The organism is Flavivirga aquimarina (assembly GCF_030540835.1).
Lineage (GTDB): Bacteria > Bacteroidota > Bacteroidia > Flavobacteriales > Flavobacteriaceae > Flavivirga > Flavivirga aquimarina.
Genome location: NZ_JAUOEK010000140.1, coordinates 72,514 through 93,791 on the forward strand (window position 1 = coordinate 72,514; position 21,278 = coordinate 93,791).

The 21,278-nt window shown below is 31.0% G+C and carries 12 protein-coding genes, 1 tRNA gene and 1 pseudogene; 5 read left to right on the forward strand and 9 right to left on the reverse strand.

What is annotated here, in order from left to right:
- Position 1: 1 nt before the first annotated feature.
- The 3 genes from Q4Q35_RS14600 to Q4Q35_RS14610 are packed head-to-tail and all read right to left on the reverse strand — an operon-like array spanning position 2 to position 5,652.
- Positions 2–3,748 (reverse strand): DUF3857 domain-containing protein, encoded by a 3,747-nt coding sequence (locus tag Q4Q35_RS14600; protein ID WP_303278734.1) that lies wholly within the window; start codon positions 3,746–3,748, stop codon positions 2–4.
- A gap of 54 nt (positions 3,749–3,802) precedes the next feature.
- Positions 3,803–4,993 (reverse strand): DegT/DnrJ/EryC1/StrS family aminotransferase, encoded by a 1,191-nt coding sequence (locus tag Q4Q35_RS14605; protein WP_303278736.1) that lies wholly within the window; start codon positions 4,991–4,993, stop codon positions 3,803–3,805.
- A gap of 29 nt (positions 4,994–5,022) precedes the next feature.
- Positions 5,023–5,652: an NAD(P)H-dependent oxidoreductase gene (locus tag Q4Q35_RS14610; RefSeq protein WP_303278737.1), complete on the reverse strand. Its 630-nt coding sequence runs from the start codon at positions 5,650–5,652 to the stop codon at positions 5,023–5,025.
- Positions 5,653–5,837: 185 nt separating this feature from the next.
- On the opposite strand from Q4Q35_RS14610, the gene Q4Q35_RS14615 reads away from it, so the two are divergent.
- Both Q4Q35_RS14615 and Q4Q35_RS14620 read left to right on the forward strand, forming a co-directional pair.
- Positions 5,838–5,922: transfer RNA gene (locus Q4Q35_RS14615), tRNA-Ser, on the forward strand.
- Between the two features lie 260 nt (positions 5,923–6,182).
- On the forward strand, positions 6,183–6,812 hold the full coding sequence (locus tag Q4Q35_RS14620; RefSeq protein ID WP_303278738.1) for a phage integrase SAM-like domain-containing protein: 630 nt from the start codon (positions 6,183–6,185) through the stop codon (positions 6,810–6,812).
- Here the strand turns inward: Q4Q35_RS14620 and Q4Q35_RS14625 are convergent.
- Positions 6,782–7,777, reverse strand: a complete 996-nt coding sequence (locus Q4Q35_RS14625; RefSeq protein WP_303278739.1) for an IS110 family RNA-guided transposase — start codon at positions 7,775–7,777, stop codon at positions 6,782–6,784. The two genes, Q4Q35_RS14620 and Q4Q35_RS14625, sit on opposite strands and share 31 nt — an antisense overlap.
- A 406-nt stretch (positions 7,778–8,183) precedes the next feature.
- Between Q4Q35_RS14625 and Q4Q35_RS14630 the strand changes: the two genes are divergently transcribed.
- Both Q4Q35_RS14630 and Q4Q35_RS14635 read left to right on the forward strand, forming a co-directional pair.
- A complete protein-coding gene (locus Q4Q35_RS14630; RefSeq protein ID WP_303278740.1) occupies positions 8,184–8,774 on the forward strand; it encodes a hypothetical protein in 591 nt (196 codons plus the stop codon).
- Between the two features lie 703 nt (positions 8,775–9,477).
- Positions 9,478–10,281 (forward strand): SIR2 family protein, encoded by an 804-nt coding sequence (locus tag Q4Q35_RS14635; protein ID WP_303278741.1) that lies wholly within the window; start codon positions 9,478–9,480, stop codon positions 10,279–10,281.
- A 170-nt stretch (positions 10,282–10,451) separates the two neighbouring features.
- On the opposite strand, the gene Q4Q35_RS14640 is transcribed toward Q4Q35_RS14635, so the two are convergent.
- Positions 10,452–11,537, reverse strand: coding sequence for a Fic family protein (locus Q4Q35_RS14640; RefSeq protein WP_303278742.1), 1,086 nt, complete (start codon positions 11,535–11,537; stop codon positions 10,452–10,454).
- Between the two features lie 417 nt (positions 11,538–11,954).
- Here Q4Q35_RS14640 and Q4Q35_RS14645 point away from each other — a divergent pair, with 417 nt between their 5' ends.
- On the forward strand, positions 11,955–12,995 hold the full coding sequence (locus Q4Q35_RS14645) for a hypothetical protein (protein WP_303278743.1): 1,041 nt from the start codon (positions 11,955–11,957) through the stop codon (positions 12,993–12,995).
- A 167-nt stretch (positions 12,996–13,162) separates the two neighbouring features.
- Here Q4Q35_RS14645 and Q4Q35_RS14650 read toward each other — a convergent pair whose 3' ends face one another.
- From Q4Q35_RS14650 to Q4Q35_RS14665, 4 genes and pseudogenes are all read right to left on the reverse strand, one after another.
- The gene (locus tag Q4Q35_RS14650) at positions 13,163–16,990 is read right to left on the reverse strand and encodes a WD40 repeat domain-containing protein (protein WP_303278744.1); all 3,828 of its coding nucleotides are present in this window, start codon (positions 16,988–16,990) and stop codon (positions 13,163–13,165) included.
- 34 nt (positions 16,991–17,024) lie between these two features.
- Entirely contained in the window at positions 17,025–18,155 is a 1,131-nt protein-coding gene (locus Q4Q35_RS14655; protein WP_303278745.1) for an SIR2 family protein, read from the reverse strand.
- Between the two features lie 19 nt (positions 18,156–18,174).
- Complete coding sequence (locus Q4Q35_RS14660; protein WP_303278746.1) at positions 18,175–20,973, reverse strand: S8 family serine peptidase; 2,799 nt, start codon at positions 20,971–20,973, stop codon at positions 18,175–18,177.
- 179 nt (positions 20,974–21,152) lie between these two features.
- A pseudogene (locus tag Q4Q35_RS14665) lies at positions 21,153–21,278 on the reverse strand (IS982 family transposase); the annotation flags it as partial.

Here is a 21,278-nt window from a genome sequence, read left to right on the forward strand (position 1 = left end):
TTTACCTATATCCAATAAACTCTTGTTCTGCTTCTAATATAGATTTTACATAACTTTTAAATGCATTATAATCTTTTACGCTAATATTATCACTAGGCGTTTCAGCATGCATAGTTACCCTCAAATGGTTATCTTTTATTAAAGAATAAGTTATAGCATAAGAGTGTTTTTTAAAAGTAAATTTATTACTCTTAGGTATTTCAATAAATTTTAAACCTTCATTTATAAATATATTATAAGTATTGGAATATTCATCAAGGTTTTCATATTGAATATATTCTATAGGGTACTTCCTGTTTTCAAGACTTATTATATCATTTGTATAAGGGTTTGAAACTTTAGGCAATTGTAAAATATTAATAGGACCTATTTTATTCGCTTTTTTATTTATAGTTATATCTGAGGTATATTTAATGACCTTATCATTATCTACCCTTTCTGCATTATACAATTTATCTAAAACAAAGTCTTCACTAATTTGCGAGTTTAAATCATCAAAAACAGATTTTTTAACAACCTCTAAATTTGGCTCAGATAAAATTTCCGCATAATACGAATTAAGATGTCCTTTAAATATAGTATTAATCTTCATTTTAATCTTATCAGATTTAACAATAACATCCACATCATTGGACAGACTTCCTCTGTCCCTATTAATATTATTTAATTTAAATAAATCATATTTTTTATCAGAATCAGATTTAAAAGGTATTTCTAATCCTGTCGCATCTCGCAATGAAGTTGGCAATGATTTATATGGCAAATATTTATCTGTAAGTTCTAAAAATTGATCTTTGCCATCAATTTTTACTTTAACAATGCAATGATTGAAACCTGTCCCTGGTAATACTAAATTATTCTGTCCATTATCTGAAGTTAAAATTAGAACCAAATTAGATTTTAATTCTGCCATGTTTGCCAGGGTTACAAATAAAGTTGAAAAGTCTTTGCAGTCTCCTAAATTAGTTTTTATAGTTTTTGTTGGCTTTTGAGGAACAAATCCACTTTGTTTAAAACTTACATAACTATAAGTAAAATTATTTTTTATATAGTTATAAATAACTTTAGCTCTTTCATCTTCTGTAAGTTGCAAAAAACCTTCTGGAAAGATTTCATTAAAAGCGTTTTTAACAACAGTAGTCTCTTCTATACTCGATCTTACTAAATCTGAATACCATTCTGAAATTTCATTCCAATCTGATATTGTACTTATATGTAAATATCTAGCTACATCATAAGCATTTGGCATATACCTCTCTGTTTGAGAAAGCCCATCCAGATTATTTACGGTCCAGTTATACACATCAAAATTCCCTATTTGAGATATTGTAGGCTCTAAGTTACCATTCACAACTTTATAATGTAGTTTGTACTTTTTAGGCACAATTAAATTTAGAGAAGATTTCAATGTTGGATGAAAGGAATTAAACATAAAATTATCAGTGAAATCTTTGTAAAAACGGCCAGTACTAGAGAATGAACTTTCATAATCTATATGGACAATATCTCCAACAGACAGACCATTGAAAACAAGATTAGATCCACTTTTTTCTGCTGGGACTACACTTTTATCGCTTTTTACAATTTCAGATTTACTAATATAATAACTACCCGATAATCCTAAATCATATTCTTTAAAAGTCTCTACACCAGAATCAGAAGTTATTTCATAAACAAAAGTAAATCTATACTTCCCTCCTCCTTCACTATATAACTCTATATTACAATCGTCTAATAATATATTATATCCGTAATTATTAGACTCTATTTTTTTTCTGTTTTTTTCTATGTATGAATAAACATCCTTTATTACAAAATCATCCAATACATTTGGTTCATTCTTTAAATCTTTTATCTTTTTTCTTAAGGAGCTTTTAGCACTATTAAACTTTAATGAATACTCATAAGCTTTTATTGCTTCATCTATTTTGTTCTGTTGTACCAAAGCATCTCCTTTCAACTCTAGAATTTGGAATGAATATTGGAAATTATGCAATGCCATTTCTATATATGGCATTGACTCTTTATACATCTGGTAGGCATGTAGTTTTTTAATTAAACTTAGTAAATAAGTATTATCATTATTTAAGTAATCAATATCCTTTGACAACAATTTTATGACTTTATTTTTTTTGTTCTGCTTATCATAATACCTTGATAACATCAAAGTTGCTGACATATCTGAAAAATCCTCATTAATATCTTCTAATAAGCTAATTGTTTTATCATCCTCTTTAAACAACGTTGAATAAAGCGGTATATATCTTAATCTCAAACTCAAATTGTGCTTACTCAACTTAGTTAAATCATCTAAGTTTTTCCTAACACCACTCATATCTTCTTTTCTTGCATTATAAACAAAGTCGGCTGCTAAATGTAGCATCTCATTATTAACTGTCTTTCTCAATTTATTTAGAAATGCCTCAAGCTCCTTCATGCTCATCCTACTAAGCCCCTTATAGTCAACCACTTTTAAGATCATTGGTAAATAATAATCTGGGTCATCTAACTCCAAATTTTTCTTCAATTCATTATAGCTGTTATTATCACTTTCTTTGCTATAAATGGTCATTAGCATTTTTCTAACCAGCGAACTCTTAGGGTATTTATCTACAAATGGCTGTAATACCTCTTTAGCCTCTTTATATTTTGAGTTCCTTAAATATGTATTACTCAGGCAGTAAGTATAAAAGAAATCATTCGGGAATTTTTCCACTTTGTTTTTAAAATAATCTTCAAACTCATTAGTTAAAAAAACAGGTTTTATTTGTGTGTGCGTACTCTTTCTATACTCTTTTATATCAGCTGAATATTTTAAACCTTCAATTTCATTACCTAAAGTGTCTGTTGCTTTGGCAATAAAATAACTTAAAGAGTTACTTTCTGCTAACTTAATCAGTAGTCTATTATCTCCCTTTGGGATAGTTAGATTTAACTTATAGGCATCAAGTTCGGTGATTACATCTTCTTGATTTTCATATAGTAAAACATCATTCAACCAAACTTTAAATGCAGATCCACAACCAATACGTAGTGTTATCCGTCTGTCTTTTTCTGTCGATATAAATGTTTGTGCATAATTTACCCCTGCCCCAAATTCATCATGATTGGAAAAAAACTGATAAGCTTCTCTTGTATTTTTTGCCTTATACCAATTTACAAATCCGTTACTTTTTGCATCAAAATCATTCTTGCTGTATGCTAATGCTTCGGGTTCATAGTTTCTATCTAGTCCACTTTTATTAAGATTCTCAAAAACGCCACAGAATTGCCAGTCTTTTATTACTTTGATAGAATTATTTAATTCAAAATAAGTTTTCCAATCATTTTCATGCCGAACAAATATAGAGTTTAGGTAAGTAATTGCATCTTTAATAGTATTGTTACTCAAATCTGCTTTTGAAACTTCTTTTAATATTCGTTTATTTTTCTCGTTTAACCCTGTTGCCAAATAAGTATCAAAAAAATAAGTCTTATTCCATAATGCATATAAATAATATTCGAAATCTTTTTGACTTAAAAACTTATTAATAAAAGATTCATTTGCAACGAATTGCCCGTTTTCTTCTCTTAAAATCTCATTAATTACAAGCCCTTTAATATCTTCTGTTTTCAGATTTTTAAAAGTCGTTTTTGCAGATGCTCTATCATTATTTAATAATGAATTCCAAAACGTGTCATACTGGTTTTGAGATAAAACAAGGTTAAAGCTAAAACATAGGATAATTAATATGTATTTTTTCATCATATACAATTTTAAAAGATTGGGTAATTATTAGGTTTGTAATTTCAATGTTGTAGGCTATATTGTAGAAATAATTTTAAACATATTATTGGCTCTTGTTTTAACTTCTTCTTCTGTCCAAGATAATTTTATTAAACAAGAAATATTTCTCGCAATATAATCATCTGATTTTGCAAAGTTTTTTGTTTTAAGATATTCAAGACCTTCTTTAACTTCTGCTGATATTGGAAATAACGACTTCAAATTTGTTAAATGATCCCACTTTCTAATATAATGCCAATTATTATCATAATAATGAAAACAGGCATCGATACCATTTTGTTTAAAAGCTTCTGATACTTTTCGAGCTTTTTCTAAATCCGGTAAGTAAAAGTTTAAAAAGGCATAACTTTCTTCTCCTCCTTCTGGAACTGTTCTAAAAGTAATTTCAGGAATTTGAGATAAAACCTCTCTAATAATTGTATAGTGCTTCTTTTGTATAGTTAAAAACTCTGGTAATCGCTTTATTTGAGCTAATCCTACAGCCGAGTGCAGTTCTGAAATTCTAAAGTTATACCCTAAAAACGGGTGTGTTTCTGCCCCTCTATCGTTACCCTTATGATCGTGACCATGATCGCTATAATGATCTGCATTTGTATAATATGCTTTATTATTTGTAATAACCGCACCTCCTTCACCACATGTAATTGTTTTTACAAAATCAAAAGAAAAACAACCAAGGTCTCCAATACTTCCTAATGGCTTGCCTTTATATGTACCTCCTATGGCTTGACAAGCGTCCTCAACCAGTAATAAATTATGGGTATTACAAACGGCTTGTATGGCATCCATATTCCCCATACTCCCACACATTTGCACCACCATAACGGCTTTCGTTTTGGGAGTAATCGCAGCTTCAACTGCTTTAGGGTCTATCGCCAGCGTATCATCAATATCAACTAAAACAGGAATAGCGCCAAGCATCATAATAGCCTCAAAACTCGCTACAAAAGTAAATACCGGCATAATAACCTCGTCTCCTGCTCCAACTCCGGCAGATGCCAATGCTACAGAAACGGCAGCTGTTCCGCTCGAAACAAGTTGTACATGTTCCGTTTTAAAAGATTGTTGTAATGCTGTTTCAAGTTCTTTCGATTTCCAATGTCCTTTACGCATTCCATCAAAACCATAACGCATTAAAACGCCATTGTCTAAAACATCATTAACTTCCTTACGTTCTAATTCTCCAAATAATTCAAATCCTGGCATAAATAGTAATAATATAGTTGTAATTTAATTTATAATTCAATGATTGTGTCGTCAATTGGCATCCTAACTTTTTCAAATTCAGAAAACATATCGTCATCTGCTCTATATCCGACAGGTAATAACAACACCGATTTTAAATTGAGCTTGTCCAATCCTAAAATAGTATCATATTCTTTCGGTAAAAAACCTTCCATAGGACAAGAATCTACCCCTTCAACAGCACATACCGTCATCAAATTACCCAGAGCAATATAGGCTTGGTTTTTTGACCATGATTGCCGTTCTTCAACAGACATGTTTTTCATCATATCAATTAGTTCTAACCTATAAGGGTCTAAAATCGTATCTGGTGTTTTTCTAATAGATTTAATAGTATCATAATACGCATTTATATCTTCTTCGCTAATATCATTTTGAATGCAAATCACCAACAAATAAGAAGCATCCAAGATTTGTTTCTGATTAAATGAATGTTTAACTAACGAAGTTCGTAAATCTTTATTTTCGACAATTATTAATTTAATGGTTTGAAGCCCAAAAGAAGTTGCTGTTAAATTAAAGGCTTCTTTTAAAATATTAAGCTTTGTGCTTGTGAGCTTCTTGCTTTTATTAAATTTTTTAGTAGCATACCGCCATTGCAACTGTTTTATAGTATCCATTTTGCATAAATATATGTGCAAAAATAAGGTTTGATATTTTGTTTTTCACCATATTAAAGGATAAAATAAATCAAGACAAATAACCCTAGATTATTTTTTTAAAAAGTTTGCTTTTTATTTGAAAGAATTAAAAAAGCGTTCTATATTTGCACCCGCATTCAGGGAATACCTGATGAGGCACTCAAGGAGAAATGGCAGAGTGGTCGAATGCGGCAGTCTTGAAAACTGTTGAGGGTCACACCTCCGGGGGTTCGAATCCCTCTTTCTCCGCTGAAACGATGTTTCAAAAGAAACATAAAATTTCAAAAACCCTTTAAACTCAGTGTTTAAAGGGTTTTTCTTTTTTTGACTATTTTCAAATCGCACATAAAAACGCATAGTTTAGTTACCCTATTGGTTACCCTATCGCATTTTAGGTTCGATTCCAAACTTAGGGTAACTACTTTTTAAGAATTCGCAGCGAATTCGCCTAAAACATTAGGCTATCAAAATGTTTTTAAATCAATTAGTACTAATTTAAAAACTAAGCTATGCTTAAAATTATTTATTTTATCAAATCGGAAAAGTCAAATAGTAATGACGAATGCCCCATTTACGCCAAAATTTCTTATCAAGGTAAAAGTATTACCATGAGCACTGGTAAATACATTAGTAAAGAGCGTTGGAAATTTACCAGTAATTTAAGAGGGCCTTTAAGGGTTCAAAAAGAAAAAGTCATCAAAGCTTCTCTAGACTCACTGACTATGTTATTTGAAACAAAATTCAATTTATTACTTAAAAACAATGCTACTATTAATCTTAATGAAATTAAAATTGAGATTCTTGGAAAAAAGCAAGTCAAAACTAAAACCAAAATAGGTTTACTTGACATATTTGATATTCATAATAAAGATTTTGAAAGAAAAGTGGAATATGGAGAGCGCTCTCCTGCTTCTTTACAAAAATATGATCGAGCCAAAAACTTAATTAAAATATTCTTACGCAAAAAATATAAGATTGATAATATAGCTGTGGAAAAAATTACTGGTGCATTTATCCATAATCTCGAATCCTTTTTAAAGTATGAAAGCGAGTATAAAGGCATTCTATGGTTAAAACAAATTTTTACCGATAAATTTATTGATTTATTTCAAGCAGCATATTTTTTAATATCTACATAAGGAGTTCCTCTTTGTACTACTGCAAAAACCCTAGCTAATAATTTGTTTCTTATGACATTTATTGTACTTCTTCTATTTTTTCCTTCTTCAACTTTCTGCTCATAATATAATTTCATTTCAACATTATATTGGATAGCAGTTTTGGCGCACATATCAAGCAGACTCTTTATTTTTTTATTGGCAAAGTGGCTTATCTTGGTCCTCCTTCGAATACTAGTTCCTGAAGAATACGGAAATGGTGCAATCCCACAATAAGAGGCAAATTTTCGAGCGTTTTTAAACTTTGTAAAGCCATTGGTATAAACGATTAAAAACAAGGCTGTTTGAGACCCTATACCCTTAATACTAGTTATGAGCCCGTACAGCTCCTTCAGTTTAGAGGTACTATCAATGATTTTCTTCATTTGATCCTCAATAGCTTTAATCTCAATTGACAAGCACCGGATCAACTTCTTCTGGGATTGAAAGAAGCTTCTGTTTTCAACTCTGCAGAACAGTCTCTGATATTCCCCAAAAGAATTTTTATAACCTGCCCTGTGCTTTACCATCCGATCTCGCAATGAAAGTAGCCGTTTTAATCTATTGATTTCATTGGTCGGCATTTGGAACAGAGTAATTTCATCCCTGAGTCTATAAGCATATAAGGCTATTTTAGTGGCATCAATTTTATCGTTCTTTCCCCTAACTATTCCCAAAGACTTTTTTATTTCCAGCCCTGAGATCACTGCAAAGGGAATATTATGTTCGGACAAAAACGCGGACAGACCATATGAATAAAGTCCTGTATGCTCGAAAACGAATATCGTTTCCGAGTTTAAAAAACGGGTATTCTTTCTCACCCACTTCAACATTTTTCCATAATCTTTCAATGTGTTTTCAAAAACGTGGAACACTTGGCTGCTATGAACCCTTACATCCAAGGTCAGTTTACTGATGTCAATTCCAATAGTCTCTTTAATTTTCATAATTTTATGTTTTAAGTTTATGGTTACTTTGACTAAAACCTTTAATAGGTAGTAAACTCTAAAATTCTATTTGGTCCTTTGTAACCGATTTAAAAGAACGGAGACTAATGCGTGAGATAGTTCTTGTTTACTAAAGGGCGTGCAAGTTCACTCCGTTCTTTTTTCTACCCTCAAACTTAATAACAATTTTAAGGGTTATCGGTCTCTACCGGAGACCATCTTTTCAACATAATTATAATCAATCTTATTAATTTTTTATTTAAAAACAAATCTAAAGGTAAGGTGTGGGCTTAGTTTATATGTGTGTAGGGCTTCTGGCGATGCCTCAAGGACTGTAAGCTACAGTTCCACGCTTATTTGTTTATATAAACTTCACTTCGGAACTGGGTGAGTAAATCTTTTACTCATGAAAAATAAATTTTTCAAACCAACAATTTTCTTAGTATTATGTTTAATTATGCTTAACTGCTCCAAAAATTCTGATAGCTGTGAAACTATTGTGTGCTTTAACGGTGGTACTTTTACAGATTGTGAATGCGATTGTCCTGAAGGTTACACGGGAACCGATTGTTCAGAACAGGTTACTCCGAGAAGTATAACCATCACAAAAGTAATTGTGAAGGCCTTTCCTATTCAACGAACTAATGGCGATAATTGGGATTTTGACTTGCTAAATCCTATAAATGAGCTGCCCGATGTTTATATTACTTTTGAAAATTCAGTACTGGATGTCATTTATGATAGTACAACATTTTTTCAAAATGCTAGCATAGCCCCAAACTTATATTTAGAGTTTACTCCCAATCTTAAAATAGTTAACTACGTAAATGGGTTCATAGTGAATATTTATGACTATGATGAAAATAGTGAAGATGATTTTATGGCAAGTGAACCGTTCATAGTATATAATAACTTCAATGGTTTTCCTGAAACATTGGAGGTCAAAAATGTATCACAGTCCCTTTTGGTGGGATTAGAACTAACTTATGAATGGTAAATAGATATTGAAAAGAATCTCTTTTCATCATCAAGAGCTATCATATTTATGGTAGCTCTTTCTATTCAATGTACTCATATTTCATGATATTGAATTAGTAAAAAAACGATCAAGTTTACTCTAATTTAAACAATGATTTTATACCTATTATAAACCACTTTTAATTATTCAAATTTTGGATTACTTAAAACGCTTGGTAAAAAGTCAAAAGAGTTCTCTGTAACCCCATAAAATATTGAGTATTCAACAAATTTAACGAACATAAAACCTATGGTTTATTTTCTTTCGTTTGCTGGCACCATAAAGCATGAAGTTTTCAAGGTCGTTAAAACAAACTTTACGGGTTAGTTTGATCAATGGTTAAATCGATAAAATAAAGAAGTAAAATCATTTAATTAATCAGTTTATGATTTTGATGTTGTAGAACCGAAAACCATCTTTTTTATTGGATTTAAAAAATCGTTTTAAAGAATAATTTTTGTTTTTATGAATAATTCAAGTTTGGCTTTTTGAAGGTTAGCTACCCTAGTCTCTTTTGAAAAGGCAACCCCTTTATATTACTAGTGGAATTGAGGTAGGTTCTAGAGGAGGTAAAAATCCTATTGATTTATAAAATTATTATGTATTTTTATTGTGATAAATATAATGTAGATTAACGTAATTACGTTAATCTCTGTGTTATACATAATTTTGAGCATATAAATTGAAAGGAAAAAACATAACGTTCGTTGTAGGAGCTGGAGCCGTTGAAAATGCTTGGAATCCGGTAATCAGAGCAATTAATAAAACAGATAATATTAAGACAAATGGAGACGGAGCAAATTTTCTTTTCGCACGCTATATTTATTTATTGAAATTTTACTCTACAGTAGCTAAAGCCAGAAAACACCCAGAAATGTTTGAGATAATGAAGTCAAACATTAGGGTTTTAAAGAACAATATAGCTTATGAATTAAAAAAAGCGCAAAATTCGGGTGAAATAAAACCAAGAGAAAACTTCAAAGAAGTAATAGACAAATTTGTTGTGTCTAAAGTAGACAGATCTTATGTAGTAAATACCAATTGGGATAACGTAATAGATTTAGAAATAAATAAACTATACCGTTCTAACAATCCTAATACTAATTTCAAAATTGAAAGTTTTCATATTCATGGTAGTATTGAATCACCTGATGAACTTTATTTACCCTCAGAAATTACACAAGAAATTTATAGGACAAAAGAAGATGAAATGAAATTAGGTAGTAATCATGCTTCATTGATGTCCATATTAGAAAAGGGCAATAGAACTATTCTTTATGGGATTTCGCTTGATCCCCTAGACGCTGAATTAAATCAAACTCTTGGAGCAGGCTGTTTATCACCGAATATCGAAGAAATAATTATTATTAATCCAAGTCACGAACTAGTCGCAAATAGAGTGAAACTACTTTTAGATAAAAGATATCCGGCTAAAATAACAGCCTATAACCCTAATGATTTAAGAAAAAAAATCGAGTATAATTAAAATTACTAATTCTATATATTAGTTTTAAGTAGCAACCTTATAGTTACCCTTTTAGTTACCCCATGTCTATTTGAAAAATAAACCCTTGCTATTACTTAGAGACCAAGTTAGGTTCTGGAGTTGGGGACCACCTCAAATATTTGTTTGTTTCATTTCGGTAACCAAGACAATTAAAATGCTTCTAAAACAGTCATTAATCTATGATTGAGATATAGTTTTTCTTTACCCACTTTTTCAGAAATTAAAAAGCCAGCTTCCTCTAAATCATTTAAATAGTTACCAACCGTTTTTGGCGTGCCTAATTTAGCATCAATTAAAAACTGTCTTTTTGAGTAAGGCAATCTAAACAGTATTTCAACTAATTCTTTAGTATATACTTTAGGTAACGTTTCTTTAATTTCTGTAGCCATTTGCTCCATTAAGTTAGTTACAACCTTTAAGCGTTGTAATCCTTTGTTTGCAGTAAACTCTACCATTTCAAGCATGTAGATTATCCAAGCTTCCCAATCTTCGTTTTCGGTAACCTCACGTAGTTTCGTATAATAGTCTACTTTGTTTTTTATTATATATTCACTTAAATAAATAGCCGGTGTATCTAATAGTTTTTCAAGTTTTAAGCATAATAACAGCAAAATACGTCCTGTCCTACCATTACCATCACTAAAAGGATGTATCGCTTCAAATTGGTAGTGCATTATTGCCATTTTAATCAAAGGGTCAATAGAATCTTCACCATTTATAAAAGCTTCGAGATTAGCCAACTTTTCTCTTATAACAGATTCACCAGTCGGTGGTGTATAAATAGTTTCGCCTTTCGCATTTTTTAAAGCAGTTCTTGGAGTAGTTCTAATGCCCGCTGTATTCTTTTTTATACTTTGTACTATTTCAACACAAAGATTGGTTGTTATAAAAGGACGTTTTTCAATAAGTTGTAAACCATTCCAAAGTGCTTCTTTATAACTTATAACTTCTTTTGTTGCAGGATTGTCAAATTTTTTATCTGCAACTAAAGATTTATACAGATCGTCATTAGTCGTTATTATATTCTCTATTTCGGAACTTGCTTTTGCTTCCTGTAAATGAATCGTATCTAAAAACAAGGTTGGGTTAGGTAAATTAGTGAGCATACCATTAAGTTGTGCTAATGCTCTACTGGCATCAATAGTCTTTCGTAACACTATAGTGGTTTCTAATGTTACCTTTGGTGGCAAAAACGGTAAGCTATTATAGGGTTTATTTCTATTAAAATCTGTCATTTTGAACAAGGGTAATAATTACTTGCGTCATATAAACGAGGGTAAATATACTAAATATTTACCGTTGTTTACACTATGAAGGCTAAACTTACGCACGTCAAATTTAACCTTTTAACTCAAGTTGTTCCTTAGGACGAACTGAGTTAAAAATAAGGTTTAGTAAAATTTAGTTACCCTTTTAATTACCCTAAGGCACCTTTAAAATACCAACCCTTATTTTACTAATGAAATTAGACTAGGTTCTGGAGGAGGGAATAATTTATTTGATAGTTAAGGAGAATAGTATATTAAAACATAGTGCTAATCTTATTCATTATACATTATAGCAAGGAAAGTGAGTACAATAAAGATCGATCCTAAATTTATGGTGTATCTTTAATGATTAAATAATCCTAATAAAAAATCAAGTTTAATTTTATGAAAATCAATAGCACTAATATTTTCCAATCAATTAAAAGGCAAATTGCCCTAAATAACCTGAGGGGTGCAATTCAATTACTTGAATTTGTAGATAAAAAATCTGAAAAAATATATTCAAACCAGATATTAAAAATTAAGGCAGACTTAAGAGAATACGAGGATATTATAATTAAAGGTACAGAGAATAGTGATGAATTAGGAGTTCGACGAAGTAAAATTATTAATCACACTTTAATTTTAACTGATAGAATAAATATCGAGAACTCAACTTATTTGAATGAAGTGAAGTTGGATTCTGATGAACAAGAAGAGTTTAATAGTTTATTTGGCACGCAGGAAGGAAAAGCAATTTCTAAAGATTTTAAGGAGCAAAACAAAGAATTAAAAAAGATAAAAACTTTTAATTGGATACTGCTTGCTGTGATAGTGTGCATATCGATTTTAGCCTATAAATATATGGATTTCAGCCAGAAGAAATCGTTCAAAAAAATTAAGACAGATTTAATTGAAATAAATAGTGATATAAATCATTTAACTACCTCATATATTAATTGGATTAATGAATTAAAAAGAATTGAAGGAGTATACTGTGAGCGAATTGATGGAGATAAAAGCTCATTAGCAATTTGTAAAATCTATGTCGATGAAAATGATAATCTTCGTTTTGATGGACACTATTATAACCTTTCTCCATTTAAGAGGAAAGGATGGTGGAATTCAAAATATGCATATTTTAAAGACAATAAATTAGAATATAACTATGAAGGATGGAAATACAACAGTGAAGAAAAAAGAGATATACCTATAGGTGAAAGTAATGATCTTGGTATAGGAAGCATAACATTTTATTTCGATGGTCAAAAATTTCATGAAGCGAAGGGCACATATTTATCTCCGGATTGGGAAAAAAAATCTTTTAGCCTTTTAAAACTTGACGCAAGTTATATGCAAAATTGCAATCTTGATCCCAATAATTATACAATTAAAGAATTGAATGAGTTTGTTCGGAGAAATGGTTCTGATCTAATCAAAGAGTAATTATTAATTGGCCTTTCGGGCTATCTCTTATCTGAACTCCTCTACTCTAAATTCGAAAAAATTTTGTTTTAACTTCAAATTTTGGGATTAAATATATTTCTTATCCAAAGCTATGCATAAATTCAGTAGGAATCCATTTTCTAAAGTGTAAAATAATTAAGATTTAATTATTCATTAAAATCAGCAAAAAATCTTTTCTTCTGTTTTTTAGTTAGTTCCCCGACCTGCCCGAAGTCTTCTCCTTTTTTAATAGCCTTTATAATGTCACTTATCTCCAATAATATTGGTTTTATTTTAATTAAGCCATCATTTGTTCCCATTAGTAATGATCGATTATCTTTAGATAATTCTGCAATTGAAATATTATCTCCTTCTTCCGTTAGATCGAGGATTAGTTTACCACCATCTTCTATTGACCATATTTTGATTGTATTATCTTTGGAACAACTTATGATAAATCTTCCATCTGGTGAGAAATTAGCATATTTTATACCACTAGAGTGACCTGTTAATTTTAAGAATATTGAATCTGTAAAACCATTACTGAAATCATAAACATGAATCGTTCTATCTTCTGAAGCAGTTAAATATAAGGTTTGATCTCTAGAAGCTTTTATTAAATTAATTTTGGCACTATGACTTTTCAAAGTACCAACTTGATTGAATAAATATTTTGAGCCAGAACTTAGTTTATCTTCTTTAACTATTTTGTAAAATTCAACATGATTATTAGGTGTTATTGCAGAAAGTAGGCTTGTACTATTATCAAAAGTATTATCATTAAATTCCATAATAATAGATTCTCCAATTCCTATAGTTGGAAACTTGGAGGACCATTTATCAATTTGCATGCACTTATCCAAGTTACTATTCCATATCAATGCTTCGCCTCTGTTTGTAGATGTTACTAATTGTTTGCCTTCTGCAAAGGAATTAATGGTGTTGAACATTTGATTATCTTTTAAAGTACACCTATTAAGTAGACTTATAGAATCGTTCCTAAATACAAAACTCATCAACTCGTTATTTCTAATTATAGAGAAATAATCCTTAAAATGAGGATCCGTATTATTGTATTTTGGTACTGATCCAATTACATTATTTTTCCCGTCATTTGAATTTAATATTGGTTCACCAAATTCAGAAATTAGGACTTTCGAATCTTGTTTCAGTAATGAATAAATACTAACCATTCCATTTTGAAAAGTTGTTAAAATATTATCTTCATTATTCAAATAATTCAAACTTAGTATATTGGTTTTTTGATTTGTATTATAAACAGTTGTGGCTTTCTTTTTCATCGGCCATTGGCGAATCTTTGAGTCTGATACTGTAATTATGAAATCATCATTTCTAGAAAACCACATCTGAGTGAGGTTTATATGACCTGATAGAGTTGCAAGAGGATTACCTTCGAGGTCCCAGAGTTTAACGTTTTGGTCGTCTCCAGATGTTAAGAAATAATCTCCATGGTTAGAGATTTTCAAACGTTTTATTTCCGAAGAATGGGGATTATCAATCTTATGAATTCTCTTACTCTTCAGTATATCATAAATTAATATGTCATCACCTACTATTGCAACAACTAAATTTTTCTCTTTAGAAAACGTAGCGTGTTTTAATTTTTGATTACCTATTTTTAGACTGAACTCTAGTGCTTTATTGACCCTAACTGTATTTGAGTCTATAACATTGAACTGGTTATTCAAAAAGATCTTACCATTTTCGTAAGCAGACAAAACAATTTTATCCTCATATAAGTGCACCAATGGCGATAGTTCATTGTTTCCGTGCATATTATCACCCGCTTCATCTAATTTGCCGTTTACAAAATGATAAAAACGTACAATTTTTCCTTTAGATTTTGTGACAATTTTGTTTTGAGTTACAAAATCTGCGTATACCATATTTCCTTTATAGGTGTCTTTGGCAAGGAGAAGTCCTTTTCTGTTATAAATTCTGACTTCTCCATTACCACTTCCAATTGGAGCATTTGATGCTGTTATTACAAAGTTTTCACTCGGATCAAAAAAAGCTGTATTGACTGCAGCATGATGCTTTATACATATTGTATCATTATTCTTGAGATTTCGCAATACGACAGTACCGTCTAAGGATGAAGTAAGCAAAAAATCCCCCGATTTATTGATTGATATTGTATTTATTTTACCCTCATGTCCCGATGGAAAAGATTGAATTGAATCTGATGGTGAACTAAGATTATGCATTTGGATACTTAAGTTTTCAGTTGCCGCAAATAGAATATTTTTACCTTCATGAACTCTTATACCAGTGATTTTTTCATTATTAGGATTAAGATAGGTGTTGGAGAACTTTAAATAGTTTGGTACATTATAAAATGAACGAATAATATTCTCAGACCTTTCAAGGTCATCTTTGGCAATAATAACACTATCTTTCGTGATATCGTTATAGGCTTTTTCAGCTAATCGAAAACTCAATGTAGCGTCATTTGCGTTTATTTCAGCAAAACCAATTAGAGTTTGTTGCTTAACTTTTTTAAGTTCTTTTAGTTGCTTTAGTGACTTTACATTCAACTTATCTGCATCTTTTTTTTCTTTACTCAATTCAACATAAAGCCAACCTGAAGCCACTAAGAAAATACCTAATAAGAAACTCAATTGCTTTATTCTTTTATTTTTTCTTTTTAACCTTTCGTTTTCTTCCTTTTCCCTTTCCTTTTCCTCATTCAAGGTTTTAAGCTCTAGAAGCCGTTTTTCAGATAATTCTTTTTCTTTTCGATGCGCTTTCGCTTTTAAAATTGGCTCTAGTAACACATCATGGCTCAATTCATATGTAAAGCCTCCCATTTCTTGAGGAACCGATCTTAATAAATGGCTATCCACTAAGTTTTTTAAGGTGGACTCATTTATTTTTCGCAGAATTTTCCCCTCATATAGAGCCAGCCTTCTTTTTTGTTCCCCATCTTCGAAAACAAGATCCTCTTCAATCACGTCTTTTGCCTTTTTGCGTTCATCCAAATCGTCAATGGCATTTATTCTTTGCGCATAATAATTCCCAATAATCGAATTCAAATCGTTAACATCACTAAGTTGAATAACTTTTAATTTTGATTCAATCACTTTTTCTTCAATTGAGCTACATATAATTTGAAGCTGAGAACTCTCTATTTGCTTTCTATGTTCCTTATTTAGAAAATTTAAAATATGATCCAAGGCCTCTGAACTATAGGTAAATGGATCGCTCTCAAACTCACCACTAATATTAGCCGGATTCTCAATAGCCTTTTTTGCCGAACTATCATCAAGTGGACCAAGCTTATACCAATTGGCACTACTCGTAGGTAAATAGTCTGCCATGTGTTCCAATAAATGTAGGCGATCCTCTCTGATAGAAATTAGTACTTTCAAATTTAAATCTTCTTGAAGCAAGGCAAGTTGTTCATTAGTAAATGGATTGTTATCACTTGTATAAAGTTCAAGAATATCCCAATATCTTTGGGGAGTTGGAGTATTGAGGACTTCAGAAAGTTGTTTTCTAAATTCCAGTTGGTCTTCTAGGGAATATGTGAAAAATTCTTCAAATTGGTCAAAAATAAGAACTATGCTTTTTTTACCTTTACAAACAATTTGAAATTCCTTTAAATCATGCCATAAAGAATCCTCATTCTCAATAAGTTTGTCTAAATAAGTTGAAACATTGCTCTTGCCATGCCTAATTCTTAAACCAGTTTTTTGAACAGGACTAAGCTCTTCGCTTTCATTAGATAAAAACCGGATATAAATAGGTTTATACTTATTTTCCTTAAGTATCTTTGGAATCAATCCAGCATTAATCAGTGAGCTTTTACCTAAACCAGATTTACTAAATAAAATAGTAAATGGTTCCAGAGAAATTCTTCGATATATTTCTTCAATATGTGTATCCCTTCCAAAAAATATATCTTTTTGATTCTCTTCAAATGGTTTAGATCCCGGGTACCTGACCGAATTAAGGTTGTTTTCCTTTTTCAATTTTTTTGAGTATAGGTTGTTATGAGTCTAAATTCTAAACAATTAGCTCATTTTTAAATTCGTTTATTAGCTGTATATAACTATCCCTTATAATATTTAGTTGAATAGGTTCTTCTTCAGGTCTTATTAAACTACATAATTTTTTATCCTTAAAATTATTGTACTGTCCTTTTAGGTGAATGACCTTTAGTAATAAAGGCTTTCTTGTTTCACCTTTTCCATTTAAACTTTCTTTTAATTTTTCATCAATCTTATCAAAATTATTTTTCTGGGCTAAATTCAAAAGGTAACTTACAAGAGAAGACCGGGCAGTTGCTCTTTGTTGTTTTTCATTGAGATCTTTAATTAAATTATGTTGTTTACATCTCGCAAATAACTGGTCAATAAACTCTGGTATATCTGAATTGACAAACCTAATATGGTATTGTTCTTTACAAATGTCAATATCTTTAGGTGAGAGGTTCATGCCAGTAGCATACTTCGTTTTTCTCTCTTTATGTTGCCTTAATATACGCATGAATAGATGTACAAACCATTGATTAAATGACATACCAATAAAAAGGTAATACTGAGCATCCAAAAGGTTATCTTTAATTAATTTTGACATGCTATTACCTTTAATAACGCTCTCTAGATAATCATAAAAATCATCATAGGTTAGTACTAGTGAATTACGATTGTTTAATTCACCCAGCAAATTATAGATTAAAGGTCTTTCAATTGTTGGATTAGCATTAATTTTTTCTGGTTGGTTGCGAACGTAAGAATCAAAAACATAGGACAAACCTAGTTCTTCAAATGAATCTGTTAAATGATAATCTGGGGTTAATGAGAGGTAGAGATGAAATTTTATTTGGGCTATTTTATCCAATAATCCTTTAGAAGTAGAATTAGTTACTCTATTATAAAAACCTTTTATAGCTTGATAAGTTGGACCATCTGAACCACCATGATTTAGATGAAACCATCCGTTTTCTTGAACTTTTATATTAAGTTCGTCCTTGTGTTTCAACAAATAGTTGGATATGTAATCTGAAAATACATTTGGTGTTTTTTGATCTTCAAAGGAATTACCCAATAAAAAAAGTTCAGGCCCCAGACAAATTATGCATTGCTTTGTTTTTATTCCTTCAATTATAGCGGTCCATTCAAATTCGTTTAACATAATAATATTTAAAGTTTATTTAAAAATCATCAAAGGATTCGTTATCATTTTCGTTTTCAAACATATCAAGATATGTCAATATTCTATCCTTTATTTGTGCCAACCAAATTCTATAAGAAGAATCATCAATAATTCCTTTTTGCTTTTTACTAAGGAGATCATTATAGTCTCCTGACAGCATAATAATTCCGTTAAAATATGAGTCAAAATGTGATTTAGCTAGTTTCAACAATAGTGATATTGATTTACCTATTTGATTCTTGGATACCTCCTTCCTAATTGCTGAAATCTCATTTTTTATTTCTTCACCTGACTTATCTTCATTTGAAGATTGCGAAACCTGATTTATATCAATCTCTTTATGACTGTTGTTAAGATTATAGGTCTTAAGTAGTTCAGTCAATAGTTCTTTATTAATTCCGCTAAAAGTTTTGGTTACCTCGCTAGATCTGCAAAGAAAATAATCTGAACTTAAATTTTTCACCCTATTTACTATAGGCCTTTGCACATGCTTGTACTCTTTAACCCTTCTTGGAACCTCTCTTAAAACATGGTATAATAAATCAACCATTCTTACGTATGGATCACCATCACTTGCGTAACCAGCTAATGCCTCAAGCACTACTGCCGTAAATAGACTATTTTTTGCTCCTGGAAGTATTACAGATTGTTCATCATCATCGCATGAAGTAATAAAAACTTTACCTCCTCCAGTATTCAATCTTTTCAAAAGTTCGACGTTCGAATTCACCATATCCAAATCAGGACTTTTAAGCTTAAGTAAAGGTTTGTCTTCAATCATCCCTGAGGCATGGCAACAATCAAGCATAACCAATAGTTTTTTCGCATTAATCCTGTTAATTAAATCAGAGAATTCAGAACCGCTAACCATTGTATTTTCTCTATTTAATGAATTAGCACCATGAGTCAAAAGATAGTATTCATTTGATGAGCCATTATTGACTATTCCTCCATGTCCAGAGTAATATACAATCACTGTGGCATCATCTTCACTTTTAACTTTCTCGACTATATTCTCCAGTGAGGCCAAAACATTAAATCTGTTGGCATCTTCGTTAACCAGGATTTTAACATTTTCTTTTCGGTACGCAGCTTTCTGGGAATCCTTAAGCAACTCTCCCAGATCTTTGGCATCATCTACTGTTACAGGAATATCATGCCCCCCAACTCCTATAAGCAAAGCATGAGCATTAGATAAATTCAAATTTCCCGAATCTTCGACGATCGAATTAAGGCGCCGTTTAAGACTACTGGAAGCTTTTTCAGAATTCATGAGTTTATGAATAATCTCACGCTTTCGCTTTTGAGACCATTTTTCATCTTCATCGATTTTAAGGTAATTGTGTAAATCTGGCTCAGTATGAAGAAGTTGTAAAATTTCTGTGGCATACATTTCCTCCTCTGATTCATTTTGGTTGCCTTTTAACCTTAACATAATACCTAATAAATCCAATATCCCATTTAAAGAACATTTAGCTTTTTTAGATTTCCTTAATATCTTCCAATCGGGGAAAATATTTAAAGCATCATTAGCTTTTAGTATACCTTGTCCATAATATTTTTTATGTTTTTCATATGATTTATCAGCACTATTAAATAAAGCATACTTTACAGCTTCAACTTTTTTCCATTTCTTAGCTGGATCAAGATTTGATTCGATTTTATCTCTGTGAAAACTTAGCCATAGTGCCGCTGCTGCTGCTATCTGTGGTGTGGCAGAAGATGTTCCCCCTCCATCCAAACGATAAAAAATATTATCGTTTGATTGATTCATAGTAGCCCAAACTGTATTTGGGGTGTAAGCGGCTATTGAATTATCCATAACTTTTTTAGGCCCAAAATTACCTTGCATTGTTTCTCCCCCCTCTGTCTTTGCACTTATTTGGGCTTTAAATACATAAGGCAAGTGATTTGCAGTAACCCCAGTAGCAGATATAACCCTTTTCCAGCGAGCTGGATACAACGTTTTTTTAGGCAATAACCTTTTGGCTTCTTTATTCCAACTATTCCCAGCTGCTGTGACTACAGTAACTCCAGCTTCATAGGCCCTATTAATAGCATTAGCCCATTGATTAGTTGGAACACCGGCCATAGACATTGTAACAACCTCACAACCAATGTCAATTGCATAATCTAAGGCTTTCACGAAATTTTGAGATCGAATTAAAGCAACTGTATCACAAATTCGTATAGGAATGATCTCTGCAAATGGAATAGCACCCAATTCGTCATTAAATGTAATACCATTACTATTTATTGAAACTTTATTTCCCGCCAGAATTGACATTGTAGCTGTACCATGGCCATCCTGCTCTTGAAAAGAATCCTTTGTAACGTCAATTGCTGAACCCTCGTTTTCATCTTTCAAAAAACTAATACCTTTAGTCATGAATTTTGGGAGGGCTGGATGATTTGGTTGATAACCTGTATCGATATGAGCTATTTTTATACATCTATCTTTCTGAACCTTTTTCCAAACACGTTCCTTAGCTTTTCTTAATTGTGAAAAATCATCTAATAAATGCCATATGACATGATTTTCTATTTCTGGTGGAGATGGCCAATTCTGTAGATATGGTTCTTCAATTGATTTGGCAATTAAACTATTCTCAACATTATTATAAAGATTATTTATAATATTAGGTTCAGTAAAACCTTTATAACCTGTTTTCTGCCTGTATCGATGAGCTGCATCCCAAGGGGTCTCACCTTCGGTAATAATATTATCACCAAGCCCGTACGTGCTATCAATGGACTTATTGATTGTGGGGGCTATTAAAATTTCAAATTCTTTCAAATTACAACAGATTAATGGCTTATATCGCCGTTAAAAACTGCTATAAATTAGATCTGTACTAAGGGATAAAGTATTAATAGTACAAAATTTTTATTGAATATTAATAAATTATAGTCAAAGTTCAAGATAATAGGATGAAAAACTAAAATTACTTATAATTAATAAAACCCGTTGTGCATTTAGGCGATATTAACTTTTAAGTTATTAATATTCCTATTAAACACGAACTTATTGATAAACTGGACTACTGTCATTGCTGTGATTTTGGACAAGATTCTATTTTTGAATCCATCAAAAGATTTAGC

What these genes read in the sequence shown, in the direction of transcription:
- Q4Q35_RS14645 (WP_303278743.1), top strand. Translation starts at nt 11,955, where the DNA reads ATGAAAATCAATAGCACTAATATTTTCCAATCAATTAAAAGGCAAATT.
- Q4Q35_RS14655 (WP_303278745.1), bottom strand. Translation starts at nt 18,155, where the DNA reads ATGTTAAACGAATTTGAATGGACCGCTATAATTGAAGGAATAAAAACA.
- Q4Q35_RS14640 (WP_303278742.1), bottom strand. Translation starts at nt 11,537, where the DNA reads ATGACAGATTTTAATAGAAATAAACCCTATAATAGCTTACCGTTTTTG.
- Q4Q35_RS14625 (WP_303278739.1), bottom strand. Translation starts at nt 7,777, where the DNA reads ATGAAAATTAAAGAGACTATTGGAATTGACATCAGTAAACTGACCTTG.
- Q4Q35_RS14600 (WP_303278734.1), bottom strand. Translation starts at nt 3,748, where the DNA reads ATGATGAAAAAATACATATTAATTATCCTATGTTTTAGCTTTAACCTT.
- Q4Q35_RS14605 (WP_303278736.1), bottom strand. Translation starts at nt 4,993, where the DNA reads ATGCCAGGATTTGAATTATTTGGAGAATTAGAACGTAAGGAAGTTAAT.
- Q4Q35_RS14610 (WP_303278737.1), bottom strand. Translation starts at nt 5,652, where the DNA reads ATGGATACTATAAAACAGTTGCAATGGCGGTATGCTACTAAAAAATTT.
- Q4Q35_RS14630 (WP_303278740.1), top strand. Translation starts at nt 8,184, where the DNA reads ATGAAAAATAAATTTTTCAAACCAACAATTTTCTTAGTATTATGTTTA.
- Q4Q35_RS14620 (WP_303278738.1), top strand. Translation starts at nt 6,183, where the DNA reads ATGCTTAAAATTATTTATTTTATCAAATCGGAAAAGTCAAATAGTAAT.